The organism is Bacillus proteolyticus (genome assembly GCF_001884065.1).
Taxonomy (GTDB): domain Bacteria; phylum Bacillota; class Bacilli; order Bacillales; family Bacillaceae_G; genus Bacillus_A; species Bacillus_A proteolyticus.
This window is the reverse complement of record NZ_MACH01000002.1, coordinates 82639-105957: the sequence shown is the minus strand read 5'-3', so window position 1 is coordinate 105957 and position 23319 is coordinate 82639. Positions and strand designations below refer to the sequence as shown.

Annotated in this window: 18 protein-coding genes and 2 pseudogenes; 15 read left to right on the top strand and 5 right to left on the bottom strand. The window is 35.4% G+C overall.

Annotated elements, in window-relative coordinates:
- Positions 1-62 precede the first annotated feature (62 nt).
- From BAQ49_RS00600 to BAQ49_RS00590, 3 genes are read left to right on the top strand one after another with little or no spacing between them, the layout of a single operon-like run.
- Positions 63-1253 (top strand): glycine C-acetyltransferase, encoded by a 1191-nt coding sequence (locus BAQ49_RS00600; RefSeq protein ID WP_000095914.1) that lies wholly within the window; start codon positions 63-65, stop codon positions 1251-1253.
- A 44-nt stretch (positions 1254-1297) separates the two neighbouring features.
- The gene (locus BAQ49_RS00595) at positions 1298-2263 is read left to right on the top strand and encodes an L-threonine 3-dehydrogenase (RefSeq protein WP_071743792.1); all 966 of its coding nucleotides are present in this window, start codon (positions 1298-1300) and stop codon (positions 2261-2263) included.
- A gap of 60 nt (positions 2264-2323) precedes the next feature.
- Complete coding sequence (locus BAQ49_RS00590) at positions 2324-2746, top strand: NUDIX hydrolase (protein ID WP_071743791.1); 423 nt, start codon at positions 2324-2326, stop codon at positions 2744-2746.
- Positions 2747-2782: 36 nt separating this feature from the next.
- Here the strand turns inward: BAQ49_RS00590 and BAQ49_RS00585 are convergent, their stop codons facing one another.
- The 3 genes from BAQ49_RS00585 to BAQ49_RS00575 all read right to left on the bottom strand — a co-directional run bounded on the left by BAQ49_RS00585 (position 2783) and on the right by BAQ49_RS00575 (position 7220).
- On the bottom strand, positions 2783-4666 hold the full coding sequence (locus BAQ49_RS00585) for a vWA domain-containing protein (RefSeq protein ID WP_071743790.1): 1884 nt from the start codon (positions 4664-4666) through the stop codon (positions 2783-2785).
- A 3-nt stretch (positions 4667-4669) separates the two neighbouring features.
- On the bottom strand, positions 4670-5563 hold the full coding sequence (locus tag BAQ49_RS00580) for an ATP-binding protein (protein WP_071743789.1): 894 nt from the start codon (positions 5561-5563) through the stop codon (positions 4670-4672).
- A 127-nt stretch (positions 5564-5690) separates the two neighbouring features.
- Entirely contained in the window at positions 5691-7220 is a 1530-nt protein-coding gene (locus BAQ49_RS00575) for a cardiolipin synthase (RefSeq protein ID WP_071743788.1), read from the bottom strand.
- A gap of 389 nt (positions 7221-7609) precedes the next feature.
- Between BAQ49_RS00575 and BAQ49_RS00570 the strand changes: the two genes are divergently transcribed.
- Complete coding sequence (locus BAQ49_RS00570) at positions 7610-7930, top strand: cobalt transporter (protein ID WP_071743787.1); 321 nt, start codon at positions 7610-7612, stop codon at positions 7928-7930.
- Between the two features lie 690 nt (positions 7931-8620).
- Positions 8621-10324: a putative bifunctional diguanylate cyclase/phosphodiesterase gene (locus BAQ49_RS00565; protein WP_071743786.1), complete on the top strand. Its 1704-nt coding sequence runs from the start codon at positions 8621-8623 to the stop codon at positions 10322-10324.
- 33 nt (positions 10325-10357) lie between these two features.
- Here BAQ49_RS00565 and BAQ49_RS00560 read toward each other — a convergent pair whose 3' ends face one another.
- Positions 10358-11752, bottom strand: a complete 1395-nt coding sequence (locus BAQ49_RS00560) for an amino acid permease (protein ID WP_071743785.1) — start codon at positions 11750-11752, stop codon at positions 10358-10360.
- Between the two features lie 450 nt (positions 11753-12202).
- Here BAQ49_RS00560 and treR point away from each other — a divergent pair, with 450 nt between their 5' ends.
- The 3 genes from treR (at position 12203) to treC (ending at position 16278) form a co-directional block, all read left to right on the top strand.
- Positions 12203-12913, top strand: coding sequence for a trehalose operon repressor (treR, locus tag BAQ49_RS00555; protein ID WP_071743784.1), 711 nt, complete (start codon positions 12203-12205; stop codon positions 12911-12913).
- A 262-nt stretch (positions 12914-13175) separates the two neighbouring features.
- Entirely contained in the window at positions 13176-14603 is a 1428-nt protein-coding gene (gene treP / locus BAQ49_RS00550) for a PTS system trehalose-specific EIIBC component (protein ID WP_071743783.1), read from the top strand.
- A gap of 13 nt (positions 14604-14616) precedes the next feature.
- The gene (treC, locus tag BAQ49_RS00545; RefSeq protein WP_071743782.1) at positions 14617-16278 is read left to right on the top strand and encodes an alpha,alpha-phosphotrehalase; all 1662 of its coding nucleotides are present in this window, start codon (positions 14617-14619) and stop codon (positions 16276-16278) included.
- Between the two features lie 118 nt (positions 16279-16396).
- On the opposite strand, the pseudogene BAQ49_RS00540 reads toward treC, so the two are convergent.
- Positions 16397-16594, bottom strand: a pseudogene (locus BAQ49_RS00540) (hypothetical protein); the annotation flags it as partial.
- 195 nt (positions 16595-16789) lie between these two features.
- Here BAQ49_RS00540 and BAQ49_RS00535 point away from each other — a divergent pair.
- From BAQ49_RS00535 to BAQ49_RS00500, 7 genes and pseudogenes are all read left to right on the top strand, one after another.
- The gene (locus tag BAQ49_RS00535; protein WP_071743780.1) at positions 16790-17476 is read left to right on the top strand and encodes a CPBP family intramembrane glutamic endopeptidase; all 687 of its coding nucleotides are present in this window, start codon (positions 16790-16792) and stop codon (positions 17474-17476) included.
- A 23-nt stretch (positions 17477-17499) separates the two neighbouring features.
- Positions 17500-18471, top strand: coding sequence for a phosphotransferase enzyme family protein (locus BAQ49_RS00530; protein WP_071743779.1), 972 nt, complete (start codon positions 17500-17502; stop codon positions 18469-18471).
- 159 nt (positions 18472-18630) lie between these two features.
- On the top strand, positions 18631-20091 hold the full coding sequence (locus BAQ49_RS00525; protein ID WP_071743778.1) for an alanine/glycine:cation symporter family protein: 1461 nt from the start codon (positions 18631-18633) through the stop codon (positions 20089-20091).
- Positions 20036-20957, top strand: a pseudogene (locus BAQ49_RS00515) (amino acid ABC transporter ATP-binding protein). Before BAQ49_RS00525 ends, BAQ49_RS00515 begins: the two are co-directional and overlap by 56 nt.
- A gap of 12 nt (positions 20958-20969) precedes the next feature.
- Positions 20970-21800, top strand: coding sequence for a glutamine ABC transporter substrate-binding protein GlnH (glnH, locus tag BAQ49_RS00510; RefSeq protein WP_071743775.1), 831 nt, complete (start codon positions 20970-20972; stop codon positions 21798-21800).
- 83 nt (positions 21801-21883) lie between these two features.
- A complete protein-coding gene (locus BAQ49_RS00505; protein WP_071743774.1) occupies positions 21884-22540 on the top strand; it encodes an amino acid ABC transporter permease in 657 nt (218 codons plus the stop codon).
- Positions 22541-23185, top strand: coding sequence for an amino acid ABC transporter permease (locus tag BAQ49_RS00500; protein ID WP_071743773.1), 645 nt, complete (start codon positions 22541-22543; stop codon positions 23183-23185).
- Positions 23186-23319: the final 134 nt, after the last annotated feature.

Below are 23319 nucleotides of genomic sequence, written 5' to 3'. Positions count from 1 at the left end.
AGAGGGATTATTAGAACTATTAAGACAATAATTCGCTTACATGAACGATGGGAGGCTTCACAATGTCTAGTAAAACACTTGCGAAATTTTTAGAAGAAAATTTAGAGGATTTAAAATCAAAGGGGCTTTATAACGTAATTGATCCGCTTGAGAGTTCAAATGGACCGATCATTACAATTGGCGGAAAAGAATATATTAACTTATCTTCAAACAACTATCTTGGATTAGCAACAGATAGCCGTTTGCAAGAAGCAGCAATTGGTGCTATTCATAAGTACGGCGTTGGAGCAGGAGCTGTTCGTACAATTAACGGTACTTTAGATTTGCATATTAAATTAGAAGAAACAATTGCAAAGTTTAAACATACAGAAGCAGCAATTGCTTACCAATCAGGATTTAACTGTAATATGGCAGCGATTTCAGCCGTTATGGATAAAAATGATGCGATTCTTTCAGATGAATTAAACCATGCTTCTATTATTGATGGTAGTCGTCTATCAAGAGCAAAAATCATCGTTTATAAACATTCTGATATGGAAGATTTACGCCAAAAAGCAATCGCGGCGAAAGAATCAGGTCTTTACAATAAATTAATGGTAATTACAGACGGTGTCTTCTCAATGGATGGAGATGTTGCAAAACTACCAGAAATTGTTGAGATTGCAGAAGAATTAGATTTAATGACATACGTAGATGATGCACACGGTTCAGGTGTACTTGGTAAAGGTGCAGGAACTGTAAAGCACTTCGGTCTGTCTGATAAAGTTGATTTCCAAATTGGTACATTATCAAAAGCAATTGGGGTAATTGGTGGATATGTAGCAGGGAAACAAAACTTAATTGACTGGTTAAAAGTTCGTTCACGTCCATTCTTATTCTCTACAGCATTAACACCAGCTGATGCAGCAGCTTGCATGAGATCAATTGAAATCTTAATGGAAAGCACAGAGTTGCACGATCGTTTATGGGAAAATGGTCGCTATTTAAAACAAGGGTTAAAAGAACTTGGCTTTAACATCGGAGAAAGTGAAACGCCAATTACACCTTGTATTATTGGTGACGAAGTATTAACACAAGAATTTAGTAAACGTCTAAATGAAGAAGGCGTATATGCAAAATCTATCGTGTTCCCAACTGTAGCAAAAGGAACAGGACGCGTTCGTAATATGCCTACAGCAGCTCATACGAAAGAAATGTTAGATGAAGCAATTCGTAAGTATGAAAAAGTAGGGAAAGAAATGGGCATCATTTAAGTAACGACATCTTTTGAATAGCTTGCAAATGAGGAGTGGGGAAAATGAAAAAAATTCTAGTAACCGGTTCTTTAGGGCAAATTGGTTCTGAACTAGTAATGAAACTTCGTGATGTATACGGTGCATCAAATGTTATTGCAACAGATATTCGTGAAACAGATAGTGAAGTAGTAACGTCTGGTCCATTTGAAACGTTAGATGTAACAGATGGGCAAAAACTACATGATATTGCAAAGCGTAATGAAGTAGATACAATTATTCATTTAGCAGCTTTACTTTCAGCAACAGCAGAAAAAAATCCGTTATTTGCTTGGAATTTAAATATGGGTGGACTTGTAAATGCATTAGAAGCAGCTCGTGAATTAAACTGTAAGTTTTTCACGCCAAGTTCTATCGGTGCATTCGGTCCATCAACGCCAAAAGATAATACGCCACAAGATACAATTCAGCGTCCTACTACGATGTATGGGGTAAACAAAGTAGCAGGAGAATTACTATGTGATTATTATCATCAAAAGTTTGGTGTTGATACGCGCGGTGTACGTTTCCCTGGTTTAATTTCTTACGTAGCTCCTCCAGGAGGCGGAACAACTGACTATGCAGTTGAAATTTATTATGAGGCGATTAAAAAAGGCACATACACCTCATACATTGCAGAAGGAACATACATGGATATGATGTATATGCCAGATGCTTTACAAGCGATCATTTCATTAATGGAAGCTGATCCAAGTAAACTTGTGCATAGAAATGCGTTCAACATTACAGCAATGAGCTTCGAGCCAGAGCAAATCGCAGCATCAATTCGTAAACACATTCCGACGTTTACAATGGATTACGCTGTAGATCATGCTCGTCAAACAATCGCTGATAGCTGGCCAAACTCTATTGATGCAACAGCAGCAATGAAAGAGTGGGGCTTTAAAGCAGAATACGATTTAGACAAAATGACAACTGACATGCTGGCTAAGTTAAAAAAAAAGCTCACAGCTGAGTTAGTAATGAATTAATAGGAAGAGCCGATTCTTAGGAATTGGCTCTTCCTTCTTTTTAAGAGGGAGAAGAATAACATGCAAAGAGTTGACGTCGTATATGCACTAATACATGACGAAGAAGCCGATAAAATATTAATGGTACATAATGTAGAACAAAACGTTTGGTCACTGCCGGGCGGGGCTGTTGAAAAGGGTGAAACGTTAGAGGAAGCTCTAGTAAGGGAAGTAAAAGAAGAGACAGGTTTAACTGCTATGGCAGGTGGACTTGTTGCGATCAATGAAAAATTCTTTGAAGAATCCGGGAATCATGCGCTACTTTTTACATTCCGAGCAAATGTAGTAACAGGTGAACTTATTGCAGAAGAGGAAGGAGAAATTTCTGCAATAGAGTGGGTGGATCGAACAATCGCAAATGAACGATTCCCATTCTACGATGGAGGATTCGAGGCATTACTAGAAGTAGCCATTCCATACAAGTTTCAACCAGAAACAAAGTAATTGAACGAAAAAAAGGAGCCAAAAGGCTCCTTTTTTCTATTCAATCGTCTTCAGTAATAGTTTCTTCAATAATGGTTTAATCTTCAGGCGTAAATCTTCGGCGTGATTTGCAACTAAGAAGTGATGGTTATAAATGTTCTTCATTAATTGATAAGTTGCTTCTTTCGCTTCGCCTTCTTCGATGAAAATTCCGATTACTTCCATACCACTTTTACGAGCCAGTTTGACAGCTTCATGCGTATCTAAAATACCGTCTTGTTGATAGTCTAGCGCAGAGGGCTCACCGTCTGTAAAGACAAGTAAGAATTTATGCTTTTCTGGTCTTTTCGCAAGCTTTTCAGAAACGATACGAATAATATATCCGTCACGATTATCTTCTTCTTCGCGAAGTTGCATAATTTCGGGACCAACGTTTGGTAACGTTGAGTTTTTATACGTTACAACTTCATGGATAACGTTTGGCTTATCTTCAGGTTTAGCACTAGAAGCATCTTCCCAAAAGCCGCTAATAGCGTGCGGGATTTTTAAAGATTTCAATGCTTCATGGAATAGGACAACACTTTTCTTCGTTTCTTCCATTTTGTTATACATAGAACCAGAGCAGTCCACTAACAGTTGGAATGCAACGTCGAGCTCTTGTGATTCTTGTCCTTTTTTATAAAACATGCGCGGTTGTTTTTCTGTATAAATACGAAGGAATTTCTTGCGAAGTCTTCCGTAATATTTATCACTATTTGCATTCGTTTTATTTTCAATCGTTTTTTCGATAATTTTCTTTAATTCTTTTACATCTTTATTAACGACTGATTTGATAGCTTGGTAATCTTTTTTCTCATCAGCATTTGTTTTGCGAGCTTCTTTAAAGGTATGAGAGGCACCTACATTATACTTACCGTATGCACCCTCGTTTTGGCTAGAAGCGTGTGAAGCTCTTGCTTCTTCTGTATCAGAGCCATCAAAGTTGGATTGTGTACTCTTTTGAGAAGTACCTTGTACAGAACCAAGTGCTTGATCGCCATCTTCTGATTCACGAGCAGTATCGCCCATCATGTTTGTTTTTGTTCCGCTTTCTAATTCAAAACGTAAAAAGTTCTCGTTTTCGTTATTTTTATTTTCACGATGCCATGTGGAGAAACTTTCATCCATTTTGTTTTTATTGTCATCGTCATCTATGAGCTGTGTATCATCATTTGCTAAATCTTCAACGCGACAGTTCTTTTCGTCTGCAATGACAGATAAATAAAGCGGAGCATGTCCGAAATAATTGTTAAGCATATCATTTTCAAGAAGCTCCTCTAAGCGATAGCGAATTTTCTCAACGATATACATAATATCTTCTGTATTACGTGCTTGGAATGTTTCATGCAAAATTGATTCAATTTGTTCGAAATATTCATTATTAAACATTTCATATTTATCGCTCGTTAATGAAAGATAGCATAGACAAAATAGACGATCACCGTGATAGTTACGAACACGATTGATTTCATTTTGTGAGCCGAAGTAATTGCGATACATTTCTTTTCGGCGTCTGAAAACATGCTTTGTGCCAGGGCGTAAGTTTTTTACGATTTCCTCAACACGTAAATCTTCTAATAGAACAAATAATTGTGTTAAAAACTTTTTTAGAGGCGATTCTTGTAATTCAATCGCATAAGAACGAATTAAAGTCATGTCCGAGTAATGTTTATTACCAAGTGCTTTCAAAAACACTTCGCTTTTTAATCCGATTACTGTATCCTCTTCTTTTCGATCATCCCAAAAGTGACTAATGACAACCTTTTTTTCAATTTCGTCGTAGTATGCTTTATAGCCATACTCAAGATAGGCATCGTCTTCTTTTAGAAGAGCATACATTAAGTTTTCCATTTGTAGAAACAGCGACGCATCAATTTTTTTGTCACTAAAAATTTGTCTCATGAATTATCCCTCAAAGAAATAACTTTCTGCTAATTCACGGACAGTCATTTGTTCTGTTTCATCGTTTAATTTTGCGATAATACTACGTTCAATCGCACGCATAACAGGAATATATACACCTAAATCACATGCATCGATAATGCCACGAATACTAGCCGCTTCTTCACTTACGCGCCCGTCACGAGCTAAAGGCATAAGATCGCTTGCGAATGCAACGAACTTTTCAATTGTTGCAATATCATTTAATTTTGATTCAGATAGTAATAGTTCTTTTAATGTATCACCCTGAATGTAAGGAACTTCAATAATAACAAAACGGTTTTTTAATGCTTCGTTTAGTTCACTTGTCCCAACATAACCTTCATTGATTGCCGCAATTACACGATACTCGTCATCGCCGTATACAACTTCTTGTGTAAATGGATTTGTGATCATTTTACGGTAATCTAATGCACCGTGAAGAAGTGGTAACGTTTCAGGTTTTGCCATATTGATTTCATCAATATATAGGAAATGACCGTTCTTCATTGCTTTCATAAGAGGACCGTTAACGAATGTAACTTCAGATGCGCCATCTTTCGTTTGTAATGTGTTGTATCCTAAAATACCTTCTACATCTAAATCGACAGAACAGTTAATGCTATGCATTGGTTTTTGGAATAAAGAAGAAAGAGTTTCCGCCAGTACCGTTTTACCACTACCAGTTGGTCCTTTTAATAGAATGTTTTTCCCAAGTAAAAGTGCTGTAATGGCATCTTCAATAATGCTGTTATCAGATGCTTTATATATTTTCTTTCCAATTAAATGTGCATTTTCGCCAGCTTCTTGTTTATTTTTTTCGTGAATTGTAGAAAGCTGCTGTTTTAAATCAGCATGTATATGAAATTGTTCTAACATGTATTTCCCACCTAACATTATTTTCATAAAGTAATACATCTTATGATAACTTGTTTTAATATGGTATGCAAAGAAAAGGAAAGAGAGAAAATGTAAAAGAAAAAGCAATCAATATTATATTGATTGCTTATAGTAAAGGAGAAATGAGTCGCATGAAAGACTCTAATATTCGTTTTTTGATACTTCTTTTTTGGAACGAGTTCCATTTAATTTCAGTAGAATGCTTAAAGTCTTCTTCAAAATCATGTTTAATATCATGAACGGTTTCGGATTCATAAAGTACACTAATAATTTCATAATTTAATTCAAAGCTACGTACATCCATATTTGCTGTTCCAATTGTCGCTATTTTATCATCAACGAGTACAATTTTCGCATGCATAAAACCATCTTTATAACTGTAAATGGAAGCACCAGCTTTTAAAAGTGGAGTGAAATAGGATTGAGATGCTTGATCACTAATAATACTATCACTTTTACCTGGATATAAAATGCGTACATCTATGCCGGAAATTGCACTTAAGCGTAATAATGTTAAAGTTTCTTGATCTGGAATAAAGTATGGTGTAGCGATCCAAATAGATTTTTTAGCAGATCCCATAACAGCTAGTAATGTATTACGAATACTTTTATCATCTGAGCTTGGTCCACTTGCTACAATTTGAACAGCACCTTCTGCATCCAGAATTTCTTTTCCTGGGAAGTATTGTCTATTCATAAATTGATCCCAAGAATAAGTATTCAATCCACTAGACGCATAAAGCCAATCTTCTAGAAAGATTGCTTGTAATTTATATAATGCTTTTCCTTCTATTTTTAAATGACTGTCTCGCCAAACAGGGAATTTTTTTGAGCGACCAAGATATTCATCACCGACGTTGAGTCCCCCGGTAAAACCAATTTCTCCATCTACAATAACGATTTTTCGATGGTTACGATAATTGACCGTTTCAAGTAACCAAGCTGAAAAAATAGGGTCAAATTCTACAATTTCAACTCCAGCTTCTTTCATAGGCTGTAAAAAGCGTCTTCTTAACGTGTTACTTCCGAGTCCATCATAAAGGAAGCGTACAATAACACCGTCTTTTGCCTTCTTTATTAAAGCATCCCGAACTTTTGTGCCAATTTCATCAGATTTATAAATATAGTATTGAATATGTATATGGTGTTTTGCATGCTCAATAGCTTGCAGAATTTCTGAAAATGTTTGATCTCCGTTTGTTAAAAGTTTTGTGGTCGTTCTATCTGCGGCAGGACCGCCTCCAAACTTTTGTACGACTTCTGTTAAATGTACGGAACGTTCATGTAAAGGAACTGTGAGTGACAATTCTAGTCGTCTTCCTTCTAATATTTCACGGAATAATTTTCTTTGTTCTTCTGAGCGGTGGAGATGTTTTTTTCTTCTCCAACGGCTACGCCCAAAAATAGAGTATAAAAGCACACCGACAACAGGAAGAAGTGCTAATACTAAAAACCACGCTAAGGTGCTTTGGGGTGATCTATTTTCGATAAAAATAACGAATGAAATTCCTACGATTGTAATAGACCATAGGACACCCACAAATGTATATAGCGAAATAACCGATGTATTTAAAAGGAAAAGAACGATAGATACAATTGTAAATATTAATAATAATTGAACGATAGGCTTCTTCATTTCTATAAAATTCCTCTAATCTTTCTTAAATATAGACTTCTTATATAAAAGGTGTAATCCGACATTCTTATTATAAAGCGTTTTGTTTTTTTTACAAAATATAGACATTTTCCCCATGCTTTCCGCATTTGTCCTACATACAGTATATTGTTACGTTTTTATCCCATTGTTTGCTGGTTAATGATCAGTGTAGGAGGGACAAAAACCTTGCCCCTTATATAGGAAAGAGAATGAGGTTTCTTTCCTGGATTTGTAGCAGGTGCATTATGAAGCCCAGGATATGATTATTCATATTACGCGGATTTTTCTTATTATATAGGTTACCAACAAAGTCCGTACTATTCATACAATACCTATTAAGGTGAGAAAATGGAAAGGAGAGGGGAATAATGAATTATATAGAAAATAACGGATTGTATTATCGTCATAATCATGGAGGGCACCATCATAATGGCGGACATAATCACCATGGAGGACACGATTATTATGATCATCATCATCATCATCACGGTGGTGGCTGGGGTGGCGGCTCATGGGGCGGTGGATTTTTCCCGGGAAGTTTTGCTGGAGGCGTGTTAGGTGGACTTACAGCTGGCGCATTAACGGGTGCAGCAGGTGGAGGCTACTACCCAGCACCGTACCCAGTAACATATCCAGCACCATATCCAGTGCCATACCCAGGTTATCAGCAAATACCATATCAGTATTAAACTAAAAAGAGGATATCCTCTTTTTTAGTTTAATACTATATTTATAAAATACTTCCAAAATTAAGGTGGAAATATGTTAATATTTTATTATTGTAATTCAGTGTATTAAATGTAAATCTTGATTTTATCCCGCTATTTGTGGGCAGTAAAACTCCCACTTCAAAATTCAGATGGAACAAAGAAGTTAGGTGGAAGCCCTGCTTCCCGTAAACGCCCAATTGGTGAAGGCCAATAATCAGTGGATGATGAACAAAGCCCCCACTGATTAAAGTTTCACTTTATATTATTATTCGTGAATAGTTGCATTTTGTAATTTAATCTCTATTTTATTATGTATTGGCAGTTGGATTTACATCTTAACATTTCATGAAATAAAGGAGATTAGGTGTGAGGCTATATTAATAGGGATTAGAGGCTAATATTGATGAAATTGTTACTTTAAAAATTAAAAGAATATAAGAGAATACGGTATAATAAATTTAGATAAACAGAGAGATGAGAAGCTTCTACTATCATTAAAATAGCACCGTATTGCTTTTTTTATAAATAATATTATGTTATTTTAATTGGTCTATTTAGAAAAAATTTGTGATTTATGTAAAGGCATATTGTTAGAAGATGAAATATCTCTATTTCTATGAAGAGAAACAAGTTGTGTTTTAGTCAGATAGGAAGCAAGGAGAGGTGCGCATGCTAGAACAAAGAGGTCATGCATTATATGACTCTTCATTGCGAGATTTAAAATTAGCATTAGATGAGTCTTCAATTGTTGCTATTACAGATCGAAATGGTCGTATTACATATGTGAATGATAAATTTTGTAAAATCTCAAAATATAAAAGAGAAGAGTTAATAGGAAAAGATCACCGTATTTTAAATTCTGGATATCATCCGAAAGCATTTTTTCAAATTTTATGGAAGCGTATTTTGAGTGGGAAAGTTTGGACGGGGGAAATTCGAAATCAAGCAAAAGATGGTACGTATTATTGGGTTAAAACAACAATTGTTCCATTTTTAAATGAAAAGGGAGAACCTTATCAATTTATTGCAATTCGAAATGATATAAGTAGTAGGAAAGAAGCAGAACAAAGATTACGATTAAGCGAAAGTCGTTATAGGGAACTTGCTTATCATGATACGTTAACAAGTTTACCAAACCGTTTACAGTTAATTACGACTGTAAATAAGATGATTGCAGAGAAAATAGAGTTTGGCATGATTTACTTTGATTTAGACCGTTTTAAATTAGTGAATGATACGTTAGGTCATATGATAGGAGATTTACTTTTAAGCGAAGTTGCTTCACGGTTGCATTATGTGCTAGGAGAGGAAGATGTTCTGGCTAGGCTGGGTGGCGACGAATTTGTGCTGTTAACAAAAACTCATACACATGATGGGATGGGGCAGTTAGCGACATCCGTGTTGTCATGCTTTCAAGCGCCATTTATGCTTGAAGGTCATGAAATATATATTTCAGCTAGTCTAGGACTTTGTTCCTATCCGCAAGATGGAAAAGACGTGGAAACGTTATTGAAAAATTCGGATTTAGCCATGTATAGTGCGAAAGAGCAAGGAAGAAATGCGGCGTGCTTCTTTACAGATGAATTACGTGCGAAAATAAACCGTAGAATGAAAATAGAATTTGCTTTGCAAAAAGCAATTCGTGATGAAGAATTAAAAGTGGCATTACAGCCCATTATTGATTTGAAAACAATGAAATGTACTGGTATTGAGGCTTTAGTACGTTGTAATACAGAAGAAGGTCCTATTTCACCAAGTGAATTTATACCTGTAGCTGAAGAGTGTGGACTTATTATAAAACTAGGAGACTGGGTACTAGAAAAGTCATGTCGACTGTTTAAAACTTTACCAGAGTATCAAGAGGGACTGAAGTTATCTGTTAATTTATCAATACAACAATTGATGCAAAAGAGATTTATTTTATCTGTTCGTAGTATATTGAAGCGAACAGGATTTCCACCAAGTCGTTTAATATTAGAAATAACAGAAAGTATAGCTGTACGTCATTTTGATTATATTATTGCTACATTACAAGAATTAAGAAGTATGGGGATTTTAATTGCTTTAGACGATTTCGGAACAGGGTATTCCTCATTATATTATTTAAAAAAACTCCCACTTGATATTGTAAAAATTGATCGTAATTTTATTCGTGAGTTTCATTATGATCATGCGCAACCTGAGCGAACGATTGTAAAATCGGTTATTGAAATTGCCCATAGTTTAAATTTATTAGTGGTTGCTGAAGGGGTAGAAACGGTAGAACAAGAAAGTTTATTACAATCAATGGGCTGTGACTTTGTACAAGGTTTTTATTATGCAAAACCGTTAGATGTAGGTAAACTAAAAGAAAAGCTAATAACTGACTTTTAATAAAAAAAGGAGAAGCGGAAAGCTTCTCTTTTTTTATTTTTTTTGTGAATCTTTCATTAAAATTGGATAAAGAATAAGGCCTAATACAAACAACCCAATTCCTAAGAAGAACGTTTTTAAATCAGCAGTTCCTGTTTTAATAACCCAAATGGAATATAAAAATGCTAGTGCAGTAATGATACCATCTTTTATTCGAGATCCAGGCATTATATCATACGTTTCCCCCGTAATAACTAATTTTAATTGATACAAGGTAGAAACAAGGTATGGGATTAAATATGCTAATGTCGCTACAACAATAGCGAAATTATATGCTTCGGAAACAGTACCAGAAATCGTTGAAAATAAGAAAATTTGTGTCATTACATTTGTAATAAATAATGATTTTGAAGGGCTTCCTTTTTTATTTGTTTTTCCGAAAAACTTAGGGAAAAGCCCATTTTTTGCTGCTTGGTAAGGTACTTCTGAGCTAACAACGATCCATCCTACAGTAGAACCGAATAAAGATACGAGTGCAAGTAAGGCCATTATATAAGCACCTTTAGTACCAATTGCTAAATTTAATGCATCTACTAATGGCTTTTGAGACTCTTTTAAAACATCTTGCGGAAGAGCGCCCATTGTTAGTAGAGTAATTGCCATGTAAATAAGAAGAGCAATAATTAATCCGAAAATCGTTGCTTTTTTAACATCACGCTGAGATTTTGCACGATTAGAAAGCATAACTGCTGACTCAATACCGATGAACGCCCAAAGTGTTGCAATAGCAGCTGAATTTATTTGTCCCCCTAATGAAATGGCTTGTCCAGATTCATTCATAAATGTTTGTCCGTCTCCGAAATTAGAGGCATTGAAAATGAATAATGTGATTACAATAAACATTGTAAATCCGATGATTTTTGCGATTGTTGCAAGAAGATTCATATTACCAGCGCGATCAATATTTTGAGAAAGAATATATTGAATTCCCCATAACATAAGGCTACATACGAGGAAAGTTAACCCTTTTCCAAGTTCTAGTGAAAATCCGTTTGTTGAAAAGAGAATTTGCTTACTTTGTAAAACTGGAAAGAATGTTGATAAGTATCCAGCAAAGGAAATAATAACAGATGCTGTAGCAGCCCAGTTAGCAGCCCAATATCCCCAAGCCATACTATACCCTGCAACTTTACCTGCCTTTTTGGATGTAAACATTGCTTGGGCATAACTTTGTGGTCCGGCTTTTAATTCTGGTTTTCGAATTGCTAAATTTCCAAATACGAGTGCAATCATAAATACACCAAAACCTGTAATACTCCATGCAAGTGTAGAACCCATTGGACCTGATACGTGTGCTAAGTTTGCTGGGAGCATAAATACGCCACCGCCAACCATATTTCCGATAACAAAAGCTGTTAAAATCCATAATCCCCATTTTTTCGTTTCCATTTTTGTTAACTCCTTTGTAGTAAGTTTTGCTTAAACATCATTTTTTACTAGCTTTTTGGCAATAAAAAAAGAGCCATGTAGATAAAAAATACCTACATGGCTCTTTGCCAAAGCGTAGGTACAATGGGAATAACCCTTGTACCTACGCGTAATTTTTCCGCTAGGTTTCAAGGGTTAAGTATGATGATGATGTTTTTGTGCAAATGTAACTACAATTGTTGTATAAGTAAGCATAGTTCTTTGCTCCCTTTCTCCTCTGATTTTGAAGTTAGTATACTACATGTTTTTTTGAATGAAAAGAAAAATATAAATTTTTTTATAAAAATACGTATCATTGGTTAAATATTTACCTATATTTTTCTTGTACTGGAAAATAAGTGAGAGATTGGCAGCAGAGTGTAGCGTGGTATAATACATATAGAATTAGAAGGTGACAAGGGGCTATTGTAGATGATGAGTAAGTATGAACAAATTTATACAGAAATCAGTAAGTCTATTGATAATAAACAATTAAAAGAGGGATGCAAAATCCCATCAGAAACTGAATTAATGAGGCAGTATGAAGCAAGCCGAGGCACTGTAAGAAAAGCGGTAGATTTATTGCAAGAGCGTGGATATGTTCAAAAAATACATGGAAAAGGTGTTTTTGTTTTAAAGCGAAAAAACATTGAGTTTAATTTTGGCGGCATAGTAAGTTTTCAAGAAGAAAATGAGCGTTTAGGACGTCATTGTATTACAGAAGTCGTGGAAATGGAGAAAGTAAAAGCGACAAAAGAGGTAGCCAAGTTATTAAACGTGAAAGAAAAAACGGAAATAGATCATATTAAGCGTGTACGAAATATTGATGGAGAAAAAGTAATTTTAGATATAAACCATTTTGTATCGGAATATATTCCAGGATTAACGAGAGAAATTGCAACTGCATCGATTTATAAATACATTGAGAAAGAATTAGAGCTACATATTAGCTATTCACAGAGGGTAATTGAAGTACAACCATGTACAGATGATGACCGAAAGTATTTAGACTTAAATGGAACAGACTATGTTGTCGTTGTAAAAAACTTTACTCATTTATACGATGGGAGTCAGTTCGAATATACGGAATCACGTCACCGTTTAGATATTTTTCACTTTTCGGATGTGGCGCGAAGAAAATAAAGAGATGGAGCGAAATAATCGTTCCATCTCTTTATTTATCCCGCTATTTGCGGGCAGTAAAAATCCCCCCTCAAAATTCGGCAGGCGCCAAGAAGTTAGGTGGAAGCCCTGCTGCCCGTAAACGCCCGATTAGTGAGGGCTGATTAAAGTTTCACTTTATAAAAAAATTACCAACTCGTATATACGAGTGTTGACTAACTTATATATACGAGTTAATATGTAAGTGTAAACGGTATCAAAAACAGAAAAGAGGGACGGGAATATGGGGAAAGACTATCGTAAGACAGCAGAAGAAGTGTTGCAGTACATTGGTGGGAAAGACAATATTGAACAAGCTGCGCACTGTGTAACGAGGCTCCGTATCGCTTTAAAAGATGAAAGTAAAATAGATAATGATAAATTGCAGTCTGTTTCATTAGTGAAAGGAGCGTTTCATAACGCTGGGGTATTTCAAATTGTAATCGGTCCAGGGGACGTAGATCGTGTTTACGCTGAATTGATAACGCTTGCAGGTATGGAGGAATCGACAGTAGCTGACGTAAAAGATTCTGGAAACCAAAAGTTAAATCCAGCTCAAAAATTTGTAAAAGTATTTTCAGATGTATTTATGCCGATATTACCAGCGATTGTAACAGCTGGTTTACTGATGGGGATTAACAATTTATTAGGGGCAAAGGACTTATTTTTTGATGGTAAAAATTTATTAGATGTTTATCCGAACTTAGGAGGGCTTTGGGAGTTAATTAATATGATGGCCAATACAGCGTTCGTATTCTTACCAGCACTTGTCGGTTGGTCAGCAACGAAGCGTTTTGGTGGTAGTCCGATACTCGGGATTGTTATGGGATTAATGCTTGTGCATCCGGCCTTATTAAACGCGTGGGATTATGGAAAAGCAGCGACTGGTTTAGAGGGACAAAAGATTGAGTACTTCGATATTTTAGGATTATTTCAAATTGAAAAGGTAGGATATCAAGGTCAAATCCTACCGGTTTTAGTAGCGGCATTTGTCTTAAGTAAAGTGGAAATCTTTTTAAAGAAACATGTACCAAATGCGATTCAATTATTAGTTGTACCAATTACAACAATCGTTGTGACAGGTGTGTTAGCATTGGGAATTATCGGTCCAGTTACACGTCATATTGGAGATTTATTAACAGCTGGATTAGTAGGTGTATATGAAACAGTACCAGTAGTTGGAGCAGTATTATTTGGAGCATTATATGCACCGCTCGTAATTACAGGTATGCATCATATGTTTATTGCCATTGACTTACAATTAATTGCACAACACGGCGGTACATTCATTTGGCCGATGATTGCTCTTTCTAACATTGCACAAGGTAGTGCGGCACTAGCAATGTTCTGGATTTCTAAAAATCAAAATGATAAAAGTATGGCATCGACATCAGCAATTTCAGCGTACTTCGGTATTACAGAGCCAGCGATGTTTGGTGTGAATTTACGAAATAAATTCCCGTTCTATGCAGCGATTATAGGATCTGCTGTGGCAGCGATATTCATTACATTAAATGGTGTATTAGCACCTGCTATCGGAATTGGCGGATTGCCAGCATTTATTTCTATCATTCCGAAATCGATTCCAATGTTTGTTGTAGGAATGATTATCGCAATTGTAATCCCATTTACGTTAACATGGTTATTTGCAAAAAGAGTTAAACAGAAGTAGGAGGAAGTTAAGCATGAAGGATTGGCATAAAAGTGTAGTCTATCAAATTTATCCGAAGAGCTTTAATAGTTATTACAATAAAGAAACCGGTGATATAAAAGGGGTTACAGAGAAACTAGATTATTTAAAAGAACTTGGAGTAGATTATATTTGGTTAACACCGATATACGAATCACCACAAAATGATAATGGGTACGATGTAAGTGATTATTACAGTATTGATCCATCTTACGGAACGATGGAAGAGTTTGAAGAGCTTTTAGAAGAAGCGAAAGCACGTGACATTGAAATTATGCTCGATATCGTTGTAAACCATAGTTCGACGAAGCATAAGTGGTTTAAAGAAGCAAAAGAAGATAAAAATAGTCCGTATCGTAATTACTATATTTGGCGTGATGAAAAGAATAATTGGCAGTCTAAGTTTGGTGGGTCTGCTTGGAAGTATGATGAGCAGACTAAGCAATATTATTTACATCTATTTGATGAGACACAAGCTGATTTAAATTGGGAAAATGAAAAGCTTCGTGAAGAAGTATATGATATGATGCGCTTTTGGCTTGAGAAAGGGGTAACTGGATTCCGATTAGATGTTATTAATTTAATTTCAAAAGATCAACAGTTCTTAAATGATGACGGAAGTACGGCGACAAGTGATGGCCGTAAATATTATACAGATGGTCCGCGTGTTCATGAATATTTACAAGAGATGAACCGAAATGTGTTTGAAGGGAAAGATGTAATTACAGTTGGAGAAATGTCATCTACGACAATTGATAATTGTATTAAATATTCAAACCCTGGGCGCAATGAACTAAGTATGACGTTTAGTTTCCATCATTTAAAAGTAGATTATCCAAATGGTGATAAGTGGAAGAAGGCTGAGTTTGATTTTATTAAATTAAAAGAGATTATGTCTAATTGGCAAATTGAAATGCAAAAGGGCGGGGGATGGAATGCATTATTCTGGTGTAATCATGACCAGCCTCGCATTGTGTCACGCTTTGGTAATGATGGAAAGTACCGAAATGAATCTGCAAAAATGTTAGCAACGGCTATGCATATGTTGCAAGGCACACCTTACATTTATCAAGGCGAAGAAATCGGTATGACGAATCCTAATTTTGAGTCTATCGAACAATATCGTGATGTGGAATCGTTAAATATATATGATATAAAACAAGAAGAAGGCTTATCTAAAGAAGAGATTATAGGAATTTTAAAACAAAAATCTCGTGACAACTCCCGTACTCCGATGCAGTGGAATGAAGAGGCGAACAGCGGTTTTACAACAAGTACGCCTTGGATCTCTGTAGCTGAAAATTTTAAAGAGATAAACGTAGAGAAGGCATTAGAAGATAATGAATCTGTATTTTATCATTATAAAAAGTTAATTGAACTTAGAAAAAAATACGATATAATTACAGACGGAAAATATGATGTTTTAGATGAAAATCATCCTAAGATTTGGGCGTATACACGTACTGTAAATAATGAAGTATTACTTGTTATAAATAACTTCTATGGAGAAGAAATAACATATTCTGTACCAGGTAATGTTCAATTAGATGGGATGAAACAAGAAGTATTATTGTCAAATTATAAAGATTCAAGCAAGGATATTACAAATCTTAACTTAAGACCTTATGAATCAATTGTATATCGATACACAAAATAAAACAGTTGTATGCCCGCGAGGCATACAACTGTTTTATTTTAAGACACCGCTATATAAAATATCTACTTCTACTTCTGGTTTGAACTTCACTTTTGCATAATCTTTATTCCAATTTTTTTTCTTCCATAGACAAATCAAATCGAGTTAATAGTGGTTCAAGAGCTAATTGGTGAATTAAATTGGGGTCTGTTAAAGATTCGATATATAAGATTGTTCCTTTTCCATTTTGAAAAGGAACATCTAATTTTTTTATATCATCGGAATGAGAGAGCTTGTTTTCAATGTAATTAATATTTTCCGCAAGTGATGGAAACATAGGCTTCGTTTTATTCGTCTGTTGGTTATTGTTTTGTTCTGTCACATTGTCCACCCCTTTTAGGATTAAACTATCACTGTTAATTTTTGTTTTTTATGAAAAAATTATGCTTGTATTCTTTTTAAGAAATTAGCTTGAAAGTTACGTTACGTCATCTTTTATACTAAAGAAAATAGGATATAGGGGATGGTATAGATGACTTTGAGGTATATGTGGGGATGGAAAGAAATCTTATATTTATTTATGTTTGTATTCATTATTGTTCCAGTAACAGTTGAATCTCTTTTTTTTGAGTATGCTTTAAAATTAATAGGGAACTCATTATATGCTGGAGTATTAATGGGACTTATAATGGCAGTGATATTTACGTTTGTAGTTTATCTTTTTTGCATAAAAAGATATAAACTGTCGTGGAAAGATATTGGAATTCGGAAGCTTTCATGGAAAGATTTATTGTGGACATTTGTAGCGGTTATTTCTTTGATTGTAGTTAGTATTGGAGTATTAATGATAATGGAGAAACTGGGGATTTCTTTTGAAAATAGTAAAACGGAGACGGTCCAAAAGGATAAATCAATATATTCGTTCTGTATCGCGGTAATTGGAGCGGCGGTTATATCACCAATCTATGAAGAGATTTTATATAGAGGTGCTTTTTATACGTTTTTTCGTGAGAGATATGGCATATGGGGCGGCGTACTTATAAGTTCCATAATATTTACCGTTGTTCATATTCCAACATATAACACATTACCGGTGAATTTTTTAAGCGGAGTAGCATTTGCATGGTTATATGAGAAAACAAATTCTATTTTATCGGCTATGATTGCCCATGCACTATTTAACTTCATAGCAGTACTTCTCACATTTATGTCGAATTAAGAAGAGATATAGGAGGGATACATATGGAAATAGCTGTAGAACGTGTTTTTACAAAAGAGATTTTAGCAAGAGCAGCAAAGGCATATCATGTAACGTTGGAAGAAAAGCCACTTGGTGATTTTGAAAATTATATTTTTAAGGCGAAGGGTAAAAATAATGAAGATTACGTATTACGCTTAACCCATTCTTCTCATCGGTCTAAAAAAGAGGTAGAGGCCGAACTAGATTTTTTACGGTATATTGCAGAGCATGGGGCGAAAGTGGCGGGACCTCGTAATTCAATATCTCAAAATCTTGTAGAAGAAATTGGAGCGGAAGATGGTACTTTCTTTTTTGCGTCTTTATTTACATATGCAAAAGGTGAGCAAGTAAAAGGCGAAGAATCGCCTTATTGGGGAGATGCTTACTTTGAATCGTGGGGAAAAGCGATTGGACAATTGCACCGCCTCACAATGAATTACCCTAAAACAAACTACCGTGATACGTGGGAAGAGGATGAAAGTAGTATTGTTAATGAATTAGAAGACGAGAAAGTGAAAGAGATTGCTACTGTATTAATGGATGAAATAAAGGCTCTTCCAATTGAAAGAGAGACATTCGGTCTTATGCATGGTGATATTCATCCAGGTAACTTTCATTATGACGGCAAAGAGCTAACAATCTTTGATTTTGATGATGCAGCTTATAATTACTTTATACATGATTTGGCAATGGTTCTTTATTACTCTGTTCTTTTTACACCATGGACAGTGGAGGAGAAGACAGAATTTGCTCGTAAACAGTTGCAGGTGCTAAGAAAGGGTTATGAATATGAGCACAGACTGGCGGATAGTTGGTATGAATCGTTACCGTTATTTTTACGTCTACGTGATATTGGTTTATACGGTACGCTTCAAAAGAAGTTTAAAGGGAAAGATATGCCAGATCATTTTCGAGAATTAGCAGAACAACTCTATGAAAGAATTATAAAGAAGGAAGCAATTGTGAATATATAATACATCCAGATCGAGACAAAGTATACAAAATAAATGTATACTTTGTTTTTTTATACAAAAATATGTTTACTTTATTAAAATAATATTGTTATAGATTCGGTATACACTTATAATTTTATATATATTCTGAATATTCTTTATAAAGGAGGAGGGGGAAAGTTGGAAGCTATCGTAAGTTGGATAAATAATATTGTTTGGAGTCCCGCACTTGTCTATTTATGTTTAGGAGTAGGCTTATATTTTTCCATTCGAACGAGGTTTTTACAAGTAAGACATGTAGGAGAAATGGTGAAGCTTACATTTCAAGGGGAAAAGTCTGATGCGGGTGTTTCTTCATTCCAAGCGTTAGCACTTTCGTTATCAGGGCGCGTTGGAACGGGAAATATTGCCGGTGTTGCAACGGCTGTTGCCTTTGGTGGTCCAGGGGCTGTATTTTGGATGTGGGCGGTAGCCTTTTTAGGAGCTGGTTCTGCATATGTAGAATCGACGCTTGCACAAATATATAAGACGAAGCATCAAGGGCAATTCCGCGGTGGACCTGCTTATTACATTGAAAAAGGACTAGGTGTTAAATGGTACGCATTAGTGTTCGTTGCAGCAACAATTCTTGCGACGGGAATGCTGTTACCGGGTGTTCAGGCGAATAGTATTGCTGTAAGTTTGGAAACAGCTTTTGGCATTAATACTTCTGTATCGGGAGCGGTATTAGTAGCGGCATTAGCACTTATTATTTTTGGTGGAGTTAAGCGAATTGTTAACGTAGCGCAAGTTGTAGTACCGTTTATGGCGCTTGGCTATATTTTAGTAGCTTGTATAATTGTAGCTATGAATATTGAAAAATTACCAGACGCTTTCATGTTAATTTTAAAAAGTGCATTTGCATTAGAAGCGGCTTTTGGCGGGATTATCGGTTTAGCAATTTCTTGGGGTGTAAAACGTGGTATTTATTCAAACGAAGCAGGGCAAGGAACTGGGGCCCATGCAGCAGCAGCAGCTGAAGTATCGCATCCAGCTAAACAAGGATTAGTACAAGCATTTTCCGTTTACATTGATACATTATTTGTTTGTTCAGCAACAGCATTTATGATGATTATTACAGGCATGTATAACGTATTTGATGCAAGCGGAAAAAACTTTATCGTCAATAAATTAAATGGTGCACAGCCAGGTCCTGGTTATACACAGGCAGCAGTAGAATCTGTTTTCCCTGGATTTGGAAACGGTTTCGTGGCAATCTCTCTACTATTCTTCGCATTTACAACAATTATGGCTTATTACTACATTGCAGAAACGAATATAGCTTACTTAAATCGTGATAAAGACCGTCCTTGGATGTCTATCGTACTAAAGTTTGTATTCTTAGGAGTTGTATTCTACGGTTGTGTAAAAACAGCAGCAACAGCATGGGCTTTAGGAGATATTGGTGTAGGAATTATGGCATGGGTTAACATTATTGCGATTTTATTATTACAAAAACCGGCATTGATTGCATTAAAGGATTATGAAAAGCAGAAAAAAGAAGGAAAAGATCCAGTATTCGATCCGCAGAAATTAGGAATTAAAAATGCTGATTTCTGGGAGCATGAATACGGGAAAGACAAGAAAGAAGAAGTATCTTAAGAGAATAGAAATGAAAGAGCAAAGGGAAATCCCTTTGCTCTTTTTTATGGACAAAATGAAGCTGAAAGTTATTTTTTTGCCTATTTTTGAATATAAAAAGAATGTACATGCTTTGTTTAGGGGAAGGGGGGAGTATGTTGATAGAGTTTCGTAATGTAAATAAATATTATGGTAACTTCCAAGTTTTGAAAAATATTAATGTGCAAGTGAAAAAGGGTGAAGTGGTAGTAGTTGTCGGGCCTTCAGGATCAGGAAAAAGTACATTGCTTCGGTGTATAAATCAATTAGAGACAATTACAGACGGAGAATTAATTGTACAAAATACAGAGGTACACAATAAGAAAACGGATATGAATGAATTACGCCGAAATATTGGGATGGTCTTTCAACACTTTTATTTATACCCACATAAAACAGTGCTTCAAAATATTACATTAGCACCAATGAAAGTAAATAAAGTTTCGAAAGAGGAAGCTGAGAAAACAGCGATGTTTTATTTAGAAAAAGTAGGGATTCCTGAGAAAGCTGGAGTATATCCGCATCAATTATCCGGTGGACAACAGCAAAGGGTAGCGATTGCAAGAGGGCTTGCAATGCAGCCAAAAATTATGTTGTTTGATGAGCCAACGTCTGCCCTTGATCCAGAGATGATCGGAGAAGTGCTTGATGTTATGAAAGCGTTGGCTAAAGAAGGAATGACGATGGTTGTTGTCACACATGAGATGGGATTTGCACGTGAGGTAGCAGATAGGGTTTTATTTATGGATGACGGTCAAATTATCGAAGATACAACACCAGCACAATTTTTTGCAAATCCTGAACAAGAAAGAGCACGTCTATTTTTAAGCCGGGTATTAAATCATTAAAGGAGGAATTTCATGTTTAAGATGAAAAAGTTGTTTACCCTAATCGTATTCTCATGTTTATTCGTACTTATTGTTGCTGGATGCGGGGGTAAAAAAGAAGAGGCGAAAGAAACGAATACGAAGCAAGGCGGAGCTGTTGAGCAAATTAAGAAGCGCGGGAAATTAGTAGTTGGGGTGAAGAATGATACGAATTTATTTGGGCTAAAGAATCCTTCAACAGGACAGGTAGAAGGATTCGATGTTGATATTGCGAAGGCTCTTGCGAAAAAAATTCTTGGTGATGAAAAGAAAATGGAGCTGAAAGAAGTAACGTCTAAAACGCGTATTCCGATGCTGAAAAATGGTGATATTGATGCAATTATCGCGACAATGACAATTACGGAAGAGCGTAAAAAAGAAGTGGATTTTTCAGATGTATACTTTAAAGCGGGGCAATCGTTACTTGTGAAAAAAGGGAGCGATATTAAAAGTATTGATGATGTGAAAAAAGGTGTGAAAGTGTTAGCTGTAAAAGGTTCAACGTCTACAAATAATATACGTCAAAAATCACCAGAATCGACTGTATTAGAATTTGAAAATTACAGTGAGGCGTTTACAGCGTTAAAAGCAGGAAAAGGTGATGTTTTAACGACAGATAATGCAATTCTTTATGGAATGGCAAAACAAGATTCTAATTATGAAGTTGTAGGGAAAATTTTCACGGATGAACCGTACGGAATTGCCGTACAAAAAGGTGCAGAGGATTTAACAAAAGAGATTAATAGTTTATTAAAAGATATGAAAGCTAATGGAGAATACGATAAATTATATGAAAAATGGATCGGTCAAAAACAAGAAAAATAAAGTGACACTAATTGGAATAAATAATAAGAATGAGAGGATGAGGGATGCTCATCCTCTTCTTGTAAAGAAAGAGGGGAGAATATGTGCCTGATTTTTCTATATTAACGAATAACATTGATATGTATTTAGAAGGATTTAAATATACGGTGATGTCTAGTGTAGTTGCATTAATAGGAAGTTTTATTTTAGGAGTAATTTTGGCGGTAATGCGTATTGCACCTATTCGTATTTTAAATTGGATGGGATCTGTTTATGTAGAGTTTGTTCGAAATATTCCACTCGTATTAATTGCATTCATTTTTTATTTTGCGTTGCCGGTAATAGGAATTACTTTCAACGGTTTTGTAGCAGGGACAGTTGCGCTTACAGTTTATACAGCGGCTTTTATTGCGGAAGTAATTCGTGCTGGTATTTTATCAGTTGCGAAAGGTCAAATGGAAGCAGCACGTTCTTCAGGATTAACTTATACGCAAGCGATGTATTATATCGTCTTACCTCAAGCGATGAAAATCGTAATTCCTCCTCTAGGAAATCAATTTCTCAATTTAGTAAAAAACTCTTCAATACTCGGAATTATTGCTGGAACGGATTTAATGTATCAAGGAGATTTAATTTCAACGAAGACGTTTGTTACGTTTGATGTATATATATTTGTGGGGATGTTTTATTTAGTATTAACAATTCCGCTAAGTATGCTGGTGCGTTATTTGGAAAGACGCTTGGCAAAGGAGGGGGTGTAGATGGATTTTCAAGGTGCTATTATAGGAGATCATATACTCTTTTTATTAAAAGGGTTGCTTATCACGCTAGAAGTCGCTCTTGTAGCGATTGTACTTAGTTTTATTCTCGGTAGTGTAATAGGAACGTTGCGCTATGCAAAAATACCCGTCATCTCACAAATACTAGGCTTTATCGTTGAAGTTATTCGGAATTTACCACTTCTTTTAATTATATTTTTTACGTATTTTGCACTTCCAGAGGCAGGTTTGAAGTTAGAAATTATAACAGCCGCAATTGTTGCTTTAACGATATTTGAAGCAGCGATGATATCTGAAATTGTTAGAAGTGGCTTATTATCTATCGAAAGAGGACAAATTGAAGCGGCGCGCTCTTCAGGATTAACATATGTCCAGACGCTTTGGCACATTATTTTACCGCAAGCACTTAGAAGAATGGTTCCTCCGCTTGTTAGTCAATTTATTTCATTGTTAAAGGATACGTCATTAGCGGTTGTTATATCATTGCCAGAGCTTATGCATAATGCTCAAATTATTAGCGGACAGAACGTAAATTATATGATTCCAACATTTATACTAGCAGCTTGTATGTATTTCGTTGTAAATTACGGTTTATCAATTTTATCTAGAAGATTAGAAATACGTTAACTCTTACAATAAATGTAAGAGTTTTTCCTTATAAATCCTTTTTTACCTCAAATTAGCATCATGAACTCTTAATAATTGGATTTTTATATTATTTTATCAGAAAAGTTTTAATTTTATATAGAAATTGTAACCGC

What these genes read in the sequence shown, in the direction of transcription:
- BAQ49_RS00500 (WP_071743773.1), top strand. Translation starts at nt 22,541, where the DNA reads ATGGATTTTCAAGGTGCTATTATAGGAGATCATATACTCTTTTTATTA.
- BAQ49_RS00585 (WP_071743790.1), bottom strand. Translation starts at nt 4,666, where the DNA reads ATGAGACAAATTTTTAGTGACAAAAAAATTGATGCGTCGCTGTTTCTA.
- BAQ49_RS00595 (WP_071743792.1), top strand. Translation starts at nt 1,298, where the DNA reads ATGAAAAAAATTCTAGTAACCGGTTCTTTAGGGCAAATTGGTTCTGAA.
- treR (WP_071743784.1), top strand. Translation starts at nt 12,203, where the DNA reads ATGATGAGTAAGTATGAACAAATTTATACAGAAATCAGTAAGTCTATT.
- BAQ49_RS00575 (WP_071743788.1), bottom strand. Translation starts at nt 7,220, where the DNA reads ATGAAGAAGCCTATCGTTCAATTATTATTAATATTTACAATTGTATCT.
- BAQ49_RS00560 (WP_071743785.1), bottom strand. Translation starts at nt 11,752, where the DNA reads ATGGAAACGAAAAAATGGGGATTATGGATTTTAACAGCTTTTGTTATC.
- BAQ49_RS00535 (WP_071743780.1), top strand. Translation starts at nt 16,790, where the DNA reads ATGACTTTGAGGTATATGTGGGGATGGAAAGAAATCTTATATTTATTT.
- BAQ49_RS00530 (WP_071743779.1), top strand. Translation starts at nt 17,500, where the DNA reads ATGGAAATAGCTGTAGAACGTGTTTTTACAAAAGAGATTTTAGCAAGA.
- BAQ49_RS00565 (WP_071743786.1), top strand. Translation starts at nt 8,621, where the DNA reads ATGCTAGAACAAAGAGGTCATGCATTATATGACTCTTCATTGCGAGAT.
- glnH (WP_071743775.1), top strand. Translation starts at nt 20,970, where the DNA reads ATGTTTAAGATGAAAAAGTTGTTTACCCTAATCGTATTCTCATGTTTA.
- BAQ49_RS00600 (WP_000095914.1), top strand. Translation starts at nt 63, where the DNA reads ATGTCTAGTAAAACACTTGCGAAATTTTTAGAAGAAAATTTAGAGGAT.
- BAQ49_RS00590 (WP_071743791.1), top strand. Translation starts at nt 2,324, where the DNA reads ATGCAAAGAGTTGACGTCGTATATGCACTAATACATGACGAAGAAGCC.
- treP (WP_071743783.1), top strand. Translation starts at nt 13,176, where the DNA reads ATGGGGAAAGACTATCGTAAGACAGCAGAAGAAGTGTTGCAGTACATT.
- treC (WP_071743782.1), top strand. Translation starts at nt 14,617, where the DNA reads ATGAAGGATTGGCATAAAAGTGTAGTCTATCAAATTTATCCGAAGAGC.
- BAQ49_RS00570 (WP_071743787.1), top strand. Translation starts at nt 7,610, where the DNA reads ATGAATTATATAGAAAATAACGGATTGTATTATCGTCATAATCATGGA.
- BAQ49_RS00580 (WP_071743789.1), bottom strand. Translation starts at nt 5,563, where the DNA reads ATGTTAGAACAATTTCATATACATGCTGATTTAAAACAGCAGCTTTCT.